At 69.3% G+C, this 7,921-nt stretch carries 7 protein-coding genes; 6 read left to right on the forward strand and 1 reads right to left on the reverse strand.

All coding sequences use genetic code 11. From position 1 onward, the window contains the following. Positions 1 to 244: 244 nt before the first annotated feature. Positions 245 to 1,585, reverse strand: a complete 1,341-nt coding sequence (murA, locus tag ACFU8Q_RS36420) for a UDP-N-acetylglucosamine 1-carboxyvinyltransferase (protein WP_093900252.1) — start codon at positions 1,583 to 1,585, stop codon at positions 245 to 247. Between the two features lie 287 nt (positions 1,586 to 1,872). On the opposite strand from murA, the gene ACFU8Q_RS36425 reads away from it, so the two are divergent. From ACFU8Q_RS36425 to ACFU8Q_RS36450, 6 genes are all read left to right on the forward strand, one after another. Further along, the gene (locus ACFU8Q_RS36425) at positions 1,873 to 2,433 is read left to right on the forward strand and encodes a YqgE/AlgH family protein (RefSeq protein ID WP_383759973.1); all 561 of its coding nucleotides are present in this window, start codon (positions 1,873 to 1,875) and stop codon (positions 2,431 to 2,433) included. Positions 2,434 to 2,463: 30 nt separating this feature from the next. Further along, positions 2,464 to 2,757, forward strand: a complete 294-nt coding sequence (locus ACFU8Q_RS36430; protein ID WP_072484142.1) for a DUF3039 domain-containing protein — start codon at positions 2,464 to 2,466, stop codon at positions 2,755 to 2,757. A gap of 233 nt (positions 2,758 to 2,990) precedes the next feature. Further along, positions 2,991 to 4,295, forward strand: coding sequence for an extracellular solute-binding protein (locus ACFU8Q_RS36435; RefSeq protein ID WP_384462902.1), 1,305 nt, complete (start codon positions 2,991 to 2,993; stop codon positions 4,293 to 4,295). Positions 4,296 to 4,297: 2 nt separating this feature from the next. After that, a complete protein-coding gene (locus tag ACFU8Q_RS36440; RefSeq protein ID WP_384462905.1) occupies positions 4,298 to 5,272 on the forward strand; it encodes a carbohydrate ABC transporter permease in 975 nt (324 codons plus the stop codon). Continuing rightward, positions 5,269 to 6,117, forward strand: coding sequence for a carbohydrate ABC transporter permease (locus ACFU8Q_RS36445; RefSeq protein WP_384462908.1), 849 nt, complete (start codon positions 5,269 to 5,271; stop codon positions 6,115 to 6,117). Before ACFU8Q_RS36440 ends, ACFU8Q_RS36445 begins: the two co-directional genes overlap by 4 nt. Positions 6,118 to 6,121: 4 nt before the next feature. Further along, positions 6,122 to 7,879, forward strand: a complete 1,758-nt coding sequence (locus ACFU8Q_RS36450; RefSeq protein ID WP_384462911.1) for a beta-N-acetylhexosaminidase — start codon at positions 6,122 to 6,124, stop codon at positions 7,877 to 7,879. The last annotated feature ends 42 nt before the right edge of the window (positions 7,880 to 7,921 follow it).

The raw sequence follows: 7,921 nt of genomic DNA on the forward strand, positions 1-7,921 counted from the left end.
GACCAAGGGTGACCGCCCTTCCGTGTACCGGCGCGAGAGGGCCCGTTCCGGGCCTCCGCCGCCCCCGCCGGGCGGACCTCTCCGGTCTCCGCGCCGTTTCGTGGCCGGCGCGGAAGCCGAACGGGGGCCCGGGACAACGGTCCCGAACCCCCGTCAGCAGCCCTGGGACCGCCTGTCCCGGACCGGCCCGCGGCCTCGTCGCACCGGCCGCGCGGCCCGTCCCGGACCGGCCCGCCCGCCCGTCTCAGACCAGCGCGCCGCCCGGCAGCTCCACCTTCGCGCCGAGCTTCTCCAGCTTCTCCATGAAGTTCTCGTAGCCGCGGTTGATCAGGTCGATACCGTGCACCCGTGACGTGCCCTGCGCCGCCAGCGCGGCGATCAGGTACGAGAAACCGCCGCGCAGGTCCGGGATGACCAGATCCGCGCCCTGCAGCTTCGTCGGCCCGGACACGACCGCCGAGTGCAGGAAGTTCCGCTGACCGAAGCGGCAGTCGGAGCCGCCCAGGCACTCGCGGTAGAGCTGGATGTGTGCGCCCATCTGGTTCAGCGCGGAGGTGAAACCGAGCCGGGACTCGTACACCGTCTCGTGGACGATCGACAGGCCCGAGGCCTGCGTCAGGGCCACGACCAGCGGCTGCTGCCAGTCGGTCTGGAAGCCGGGGTGCACGTCCGTCTCCAGGGCGATGGCGTTCAGCGCGCCGCCCGGGTGCCAGAAGCGGATGCCCTCGTCGTCGATCTCGAACGCCCCACCGACCCGGCGGAAGGTGTTCAGGAACGTCATCATCGAACGCTGCTGTGCGCCCCGTACGTAGATGTTGCCCTCGGTGGCCAGCGCCGCGGACGCCCAGGAGGCCGCCTCCAGACGGTCCGGGATCGCCCGGTGCGTATACCCGTCCAGCCGGTCGACGCCCGTGATCCGGATCGTCCGGTCGGTGTCCATCGAGATGATCGCGCCCATCTTCTGCAGTACGCAGATGAGGTCCTCGATCTCCGGCTCCACGGCCGCGTTGGACAGCTCGGTGACGCCCTCGGCGAGCACCGCCGTCAGCAGTACCTGCTCGGTGGAGCCCACCGACGGGTACGGCAGCCGGATCTTCGTGCCGCGCAGCCGCTGCGGGGCCTCCAGGTACTGGCCGTCCGCCCGCTTCTCGATCGTCGCGCCGAACTGCCGCAGCACGTCGAAGTGGAAGTCGATCGGCCGGCCGCCGATGTCACAGCCGCCGAGCCCGGGAATGAACGCGTGGCCCAGCCGGTGCAGCAGCGGGCCGCAGAAGAGGATCGGGATGCGCGACGAGCCCGCGTGGGCATCGATGTCGGCGACATTGGCGCTCTCGACATGGGTCGGGTCCAGAATCAGCTCGCCCGGTTCGTCACCCGGCCGGACCGTCACACCGTGCAGCTGCAGCAGCCCTCGCACCACCCGCACGTCGCGGATGTCGGGCACGTTGCGCAGCCGGCTGGGCCCGCTGCCGAGCAGCGCGGCGACCATTGCCTTCGGCACCAGGTTCTTGGCGCCTCTGACGCGGATCTCGCCCTCCAGCGGGGTTCCGCCGTGGACAAGCAGGACATCGTCTGTGCCGGTCATGAATCTCGCGTTCCGGAGTGGTCGGGCAGGGGGCCAACCGAAAGGGTAATGGCCCACCGCCCCCCTTCCGTAAGTGGACGGGGGGTGCGCGAACGTCATGAATTCGCCACAACACGCTCTGCTGCCCGGGTCTTGCGGAGGGTTACCGTCCGCAAAGCCTTCCGGGCGGTGCGCTACCCGTGCGTCCGTGCGCCTTGAGCTGCGCCCCGAGCCGTGCACAGCTCTTTCGGTGACCTGGCGACCCAGTTGGTCCCCGTGGAGACCGAAGATGCGGGATCATTTCTGCCATGACCGAGGTGTCCTCGCTCACAGGGCGACTGCTCGTGGCCACACCCGCGCTCGCGGACCCGAATTTCGACCGCGCGGTGGTGCTGCTCCTCGACCACGACGAGGAGGGCTCGCTCGGCGTGGTCCTGAACCGCCCGACCCCCGTCGGCGTCGGTGACATCCTCACGTCCTGGGCCGGTCTGACCGGCGAACCGGGCGTCGTCTTCCAGGGCGGCCCGGTCTCGCTCGACTCGGCGCTCGGCGTGGCAGTCATCCCCGGCGACGAGGGCCCCCTCGGCTGGCGCCGGGTGTACGGGGCGATCGGCCTGGTCGACCTGGAGGCGCCGCCGGAGCTGCTGGCCGCGGCGCTCGGCTCGCTGCGGATCTTCGCCGGATATGCCGGCTGGGGCCCCGGACAGCTGGACAAGGAACTGGCCGAGGGTGCCTGGTACGTCGTCGAGTCCGAGCCCGGAGACGTCTCCTCCCCGCGTCCGGAGCACCTCTGGCGGGCGGTTCTGCGCCGCCAGCGCAGCGAACTGGCGATGATCGCCACCTATCCGGACGACCCTTCGCTGAACTGATGGTCCCGGTCTTCAGTACCCTTGGGGTCCATGAGCACTCTTGAGCCCGAGCGCGGGGCAGGTACGGGCACCCTCGTAGAGCCGACGCCACAGGTGTCGAACGGCGACGGCGACCACGAGCGCTACGCCCATTACGTCCAGAAGGACAAGATCATGGCGAGCGCCCTGGAGGGCACCCCCGTGGTCGCACTGTGCGGCAAGGTCTGGGTACCGGGCCGCGACCCGAAGAAGTATCCGGTCTGTCCCATGTGCAAGGAGATCTACGAGTCCATGGGTGCCGGCGGCGACAAGGACAAGGGCAAGGGCGGCAAGGACAAGAAGTAGTCCGGGGCCGACCGGCCGCCATCGCTTCGAGCCCCCGGGGCGCGCGTCATGCGCACCCCGGGGGCTTTTGTGCGTGCTCCGGGTGCCTTGCGCGTTGCACGGGCTGTGTCGCCGGGTCACAGAGTGGTTGAGACCACTTGTCGGCGTCTGCGTGCGCACCTACTCTCCTGCCAGTTGTGCAGAACGAAACGTATGTTGCGTATGTTGCAACGCCTATCGGTGGAGGTTCCCGGATGAAGCTGTCTGCCCGAATGGCCGCCCCGGCCGCGGCGCTTGTGCTGGCGGGTCTCGCCGCCACCGCCTGCGCGCCACAGACCTCCGACACCGGAGCCAAGGGGGACGAGAAGACCGGCACGCTGCGGGTCTGGTTGTTCCAGGAGGTCGGCAACAAGCCGAAGGAGCAGGTCGTCGACGCGGCGGTCGCCGACTTCGAGAAGGCCCACAAGGGCGCGAAGGCCGAGGTCGAGTACATACCGGTCGACACCCGGGCCCAGCGCATCAAGGCGGCGTTCAACGACCCGAAGAGCGCCCCGGACCTCATCGAGTACGGCAACACGGACACCGCCGGGTACGTCAAGGACGGCGGACTCGCCGATGTGAGCGCGGAGTTCGCCGCCTGGGACGAGGCCAAGGACACCGACCCGACCGCCAAGCAGTCCGTGACGGTCGGCGGCAAGATCTACGGGGCGCCGCTCTTCGTCGGCGTACGCGCGCTGTACTACCGCACCGACATCTTCGAGGAGTTGGGGATCGAGGCCCCCAAGTCCCAGGCGGAGCTCATCTCCACCGCGAAGAAGATCCACAAGAAGAAGCCGGACCTCTACGGACTGGCGGTCGGCGGCGCCTACACCTACGGTGCGATGCCGTTCATCTGGGCGGGCGGCGGCGAACTGGCCGACGAGAGCGGTGGTACGTACAAGGCGGCCATCAACAGCGACAAGGCCCGCAAGGGCATCGCGGCCTACACCTCGCTCTTCGGTGACGACAACTGCCCCGCCGCCAAGTGCGCGGCCATGGGCGGCAACGCGACCGTCACCGCCTTCGCCTCCGGCAAGGCGGCCATGGCGATCGGCGGCGACTTCAGCCACGCCGCCGTCGAGGCGGGATCGGTGCAGGGCAAGTACGCGGTGGTGCCGCTGCCCGGCGTCGCCGAGGGCTCCGTCGCCCCGGCATTCGCGGGCGGGAACAACATCGGCGTACTGAAGAGCAGCTCGCACCGCTCTCTGGCCGTGGACCTGATGAAGTCCCTGACCGGCAAGCGGACCCAGACGAAGATGTTCGACGCGATGGGCTTCCTGCCCACGTACACCGATGTGCGGGCCACGGTCGCGCAGAAGGAGCCGTTCGTCGAGCCGTTCGTCAAGACGCTCGGCGCGGGCGCCAAGTTCGTCCCGGCCTCGCCCGGCTGGGGGCAGATCGACTCCTCGCTGGTCCTGCCGACGATGTTCCAGGAGATCGTCAGCGGCCGTAAGGACGTGGCGAAGGCCTCGGACGACGCGGCGAAGAAGATGGACGCGGCGTTCGCCGACGCGGGCTGACGATGACCGCGAACAGTACGGCTTACAAAGCACCCGGCACGTCCGGGGCGGGTGGCACCTCCCCCCGCCCGCCCCGGCGCAGCCGCCCGGCCTCGCCCGCGCGCCGCTCCGGCCGGACCCCCTGGCTCTACCTCCTGCCCGCGCTCGTCCTCCTCGGCGGGCTGCTCGTCTACCCGATCTACCAGCTCGGTCTGATCTCCTTCCTGGAGTACACCCAGGCCCAGGTCAGCGGCGGTGAACCGACCACCTTCCAGGGGCTGGGGAACTACGCGACGCTTTTCGGCGACAGTCAGTTCTGGCAGGTGCTCCTGGCGACCGTGGTCTTCGCCGCGGTCTGCGTACTGGCCACCCTGCTGGTCGGCTGCGCGCTCGCCGTCCTGCTGACCCGGGTCCGCGCCGTGCCGCGGCTCGCGCTGATGATGGCCGCGCTCGGCGCCTGGGCGACCCCCGCGATCACCGGTTCCACCGTCTGGGTGTTCCTCTTCGACCCGGACTTCGGCCCGGTCGACCGGGTGCTGGGGCTCGGCGACTTCTCCTGGACGTACGGGCGCTACAGCGCCTTCGCCCTGGTGCTCCTCGAAGTCCTGTGGTGCTCGTTCCCGTTCGTGATGGTGACGGTGTACGCGGGCATCCGGGCGATCCCCGCCGAGGTGCTCGAAGCGGCCGCGCTGGACGGGGCCTCGCAGTGGCGGATCTGGCGGTCGGTGACGGCACCGATGCTGCGGCCGATCCTCGTCGTCGTCACCATCCAGTCGATCATCTGGGACTTCAAGGTCTTCACCCAGATCTATGTGATGACCAACGGCGGCGGCATCGCCGGCCAGAACCTGGTGCTCAACGTGTACGCGTACCAGAAGGCGTTCGCGTCCTCGCAGTACAGCCTCGGCTCGGCGATCGGCGTCGTGATGCTGGTGATCCTGCTGGCCGTCACGCTCGTCTATCTGCGCCTGGTGCGGCGCCAGGGGGAGGAACTGTGAGCGCACGGAACCTGCTGAGCGTCCGCCGGCCCGGTCGGCTGGCCGCCGAGGCCGCGGCCCTGCTCATCGCCGCCGCGGTCGCCTTCCCGCTGTACTGGATGGTGCTCTCCGCCCTCAAACCGGCCGGCGAGATCCAGTCGACGAACCCCCGCCCGTGGACGCTGTCGCCCTCCCTGGACTCGTTCCGCCGGGTCTTCGAACAGCACGACTTCGGGCGGTACTTCCTCAACAGCCTGATCGTCGCGGGCACGGTCGTCATCGCCTCCGCGCTGATCGCCTTCCTTGCGGCGACGGCCGTGACCCGGTTCAGATTCCGCTTCCGGACGACGCTGCTGATCATGTTTCTGGTCGCGCAGATGGTGCCGGTGGAGGCGCTGACGATCCCGCTGTTCTTCCTGATGCGGGACTTCGGCCAGCTGAACACGCTCGGCTCACTGATCCTGCCGCACCTCGCCTTCTCGCTGCCGTTCGCGATCTGGATGCTGCGCGGCTTCGTCAAGGCCGTCCCGGACGCGCTGGAGGAGGTCGCCTACATCGACGGCGCGAGCCGCACGCGCTTCCTGTGGCAGATCCTCTTCCCGCTCGTCTTCCCCGGTCTGGTGGCGACCAGCGTCTTCTCGTTCATCTCGACCTGGAACGACTTCCTGTTCGCGAAGTCGTTCATCATCAGCGACACGTCCCAGTCGACGCTCCCGATGGCGCTGCTGGTCTTCTTCAAACCCGATGAGAACGACTGGGGAGGGATCATGGCGGCCTCGACGGTGATGACCATTCCCGTGCTGGTCTTCTTCGTACTCGTACAGCGCCGCCTGGTCTCGGGACTGGGCGGAGCGGTAAAGGACTGACGTCATGGACACGGAATCGGATACGGACATGGGCGCGAACGCGAACGCCGACACGGGCAGGGGCAGGGACACGAATGTGGACATCGGCACGGACACGGAACTGATCCCGGCGCCCGTGCGCATCGGTGACGCCGGTATCTCCGACGGTGACAGTGGCGGGGGATCGCGCGCCTTCCCGCTTGCCCCGTCCACCACCATCGCGGCGGCCCCCGGCACCGAGAACACCGAACGCTGGCTGCGCTCCACCCTCGGCGCCGCCTTCGGCCTGCCGCTCGCCCCGCAGAGCGCTGTCGAGGGTGGCGAGGGCGCCGCGAACAGCATCCGGCTGCGCATCGACCCGGCCCTGGACCCCGAGGGCTACCGGCTGGGCGCAGGACCCACCGGCGTCGAGATCGCCGGAGGAAGCGCCGCCGGAGTCTTCTGGGGCGCGCAGACCCTCCGTCAGCTCCTGGGGCCCGCAGCCTTCCGCCGCGCGCCCATCAGCCCCGACAGCAGACCCACCATTGCGTTCACGGACATCGAGGACGGCCCCCGCTTCCCCTGGCGCGGCATGATGCTCGACGTGGCGCGGCACTTCCTGCCCAAGGACGACGTCCTGCGCTATCTCGACCTCCTCGCCGCGCACAAGCTGAACGTCTTCCACTTCCACCTCACCGACGACCAGGGCTGGCGCATCGAGATCAAGCGCTACCCCCGGCTCACCGAGGTCGGCTCCTGGCGGTCCCGTACCAAGCACGGTCACCGGGCCTCCGAGCTCTGGGACGAGACCCCGCACGGTGGTTACTACACGCAGGACGACATCCGCGAGATCGTCGCGTACGCCACCGAGCGGCATATCCGGGTCGTTCCCGAGATCGACATCCCGGGCCACTCGCAGGCCGCGATCGCCGCGTACCCCGAACTGGGCAACTCCGACGTCATCGACACCACCACCCTCTCCGTCTGGGACACCTGGGGCATCAACGCCAACGTACTCGCCCCCACTGACAACACCCTTCGCTTCTTCGAGGGCGTCCTCGAAGAGGTCCTTGCACTCTTCCCCGCCGCCACCTCGCCGTTCATCCACATCGGCGGCGACGAGTGCCGCAAGGACCAGTGGAAGGAGTCCCCGGCCGCCCAGGCCCGGATCGCCGAATTCGGCCTGGCCAACGAGGACGAGCTGCAGTCCTGGGTCATCCGGCACTTCGACACTTGGCTCACCGCCCGCGGCCGCAGGCTCATCGGCTGGGACGAGATCCTCGAAGGCGGCCTCCCGTCGGGAGCCGCCGTGTCGTCCTGGCGGGGTTACGGGGGAGGCATCACGGCCGCCGAGGCCGGCCACGACGTCGTGATGTGCCCGGAACAGCACGTCTACCTGGACCACCGTCAGGACGGCGGCCCCGACGAGCCGATGCCCATCGGCTTCATCCGGACCCTGGAGGACGTCTACCGCTTCGAACCCGTACCCGCGGGCCTTTCCGAGGAGGCGACCCGTCACATCCTCGGCACCCAGGCCAATGTCTGGACCGAGGTCATGCAGAACCGGTCCCGCGTCGACTACCAGGTCTTCCCGCGCCTCGCGGCGTTCGCCGAGGTCGCCTGGTCGTCCCTGCCCGCCTCCGCCGACCGTGACTTCGCGGACTTCGAACGGCGAATGACCATGCACTACGCCAGACTTGACGCCCTCGGCGTCGACTACCGGCCACCGGGCGGTCCGTTGCCCCGGCAGCAGCGCCCCGGCGTCCTCGGACGCCCCATCGAGGGGCCGCCCCCGAACGTGTGATTCCGGCAGCGCTCCGGGTCCGGCCGGCACGCTCCGCGGGAG

Source organism: Streptomyces sp. NPDC057543 (genome assembly GCF_042801895.1).
Lineage (GTDB): Bacteria > Actinomycetota > Actinomycetes > Streptomycetales > Streptomycetaceae > Streptomyces.

Bases quoted from the DNA above. Each gene is read 5' to 3' on its own strand.
- murA (WP_093900252.1), bottom strand. From the start codon at position 1,585: ATGACCGGCACAGACGATGTCCTGCTTGTCCACGGCGGAACCCCGCTG.
- ACFU8Q_RS36425 (WP_383759973.1), top strand. From the start codon at position 1,873: ATGACCGAGGTGTCCTCGCTCACAGGGCGACTGCTCGTGGCCACACCC.
- ACFU8Q_RS36430 (WP_072484142.1), top strand. From the start codon at position 2,464: ATGAGCACTCTTGAGCCCGAGCGCGGGGCAGGTACGGGCACCCTCGTA.
- ACFU8Q_RS36435 (WP_384462902.1), top strand. From the start codon at position 2,991: ATGAAGCTGTCTGCCCGAATGGCCGCCCCGGCCGCGGCGCTTGTGCTG.
- ACFU8Q_RS36440 (WP_384462905.1), top strand. From the start codon at position 4,298: ATGACCGCGAACAGTACGGCTTACAAAGCACCCGGCACGTCCGGGGCG.
- ACFU8Q_RS36450 (WP_384462911.1), top strand. From the start codon at position 6,122: ATGGACACGGAATCGGATACGGACATGGGCGCGAACGCGAACGCCGAC.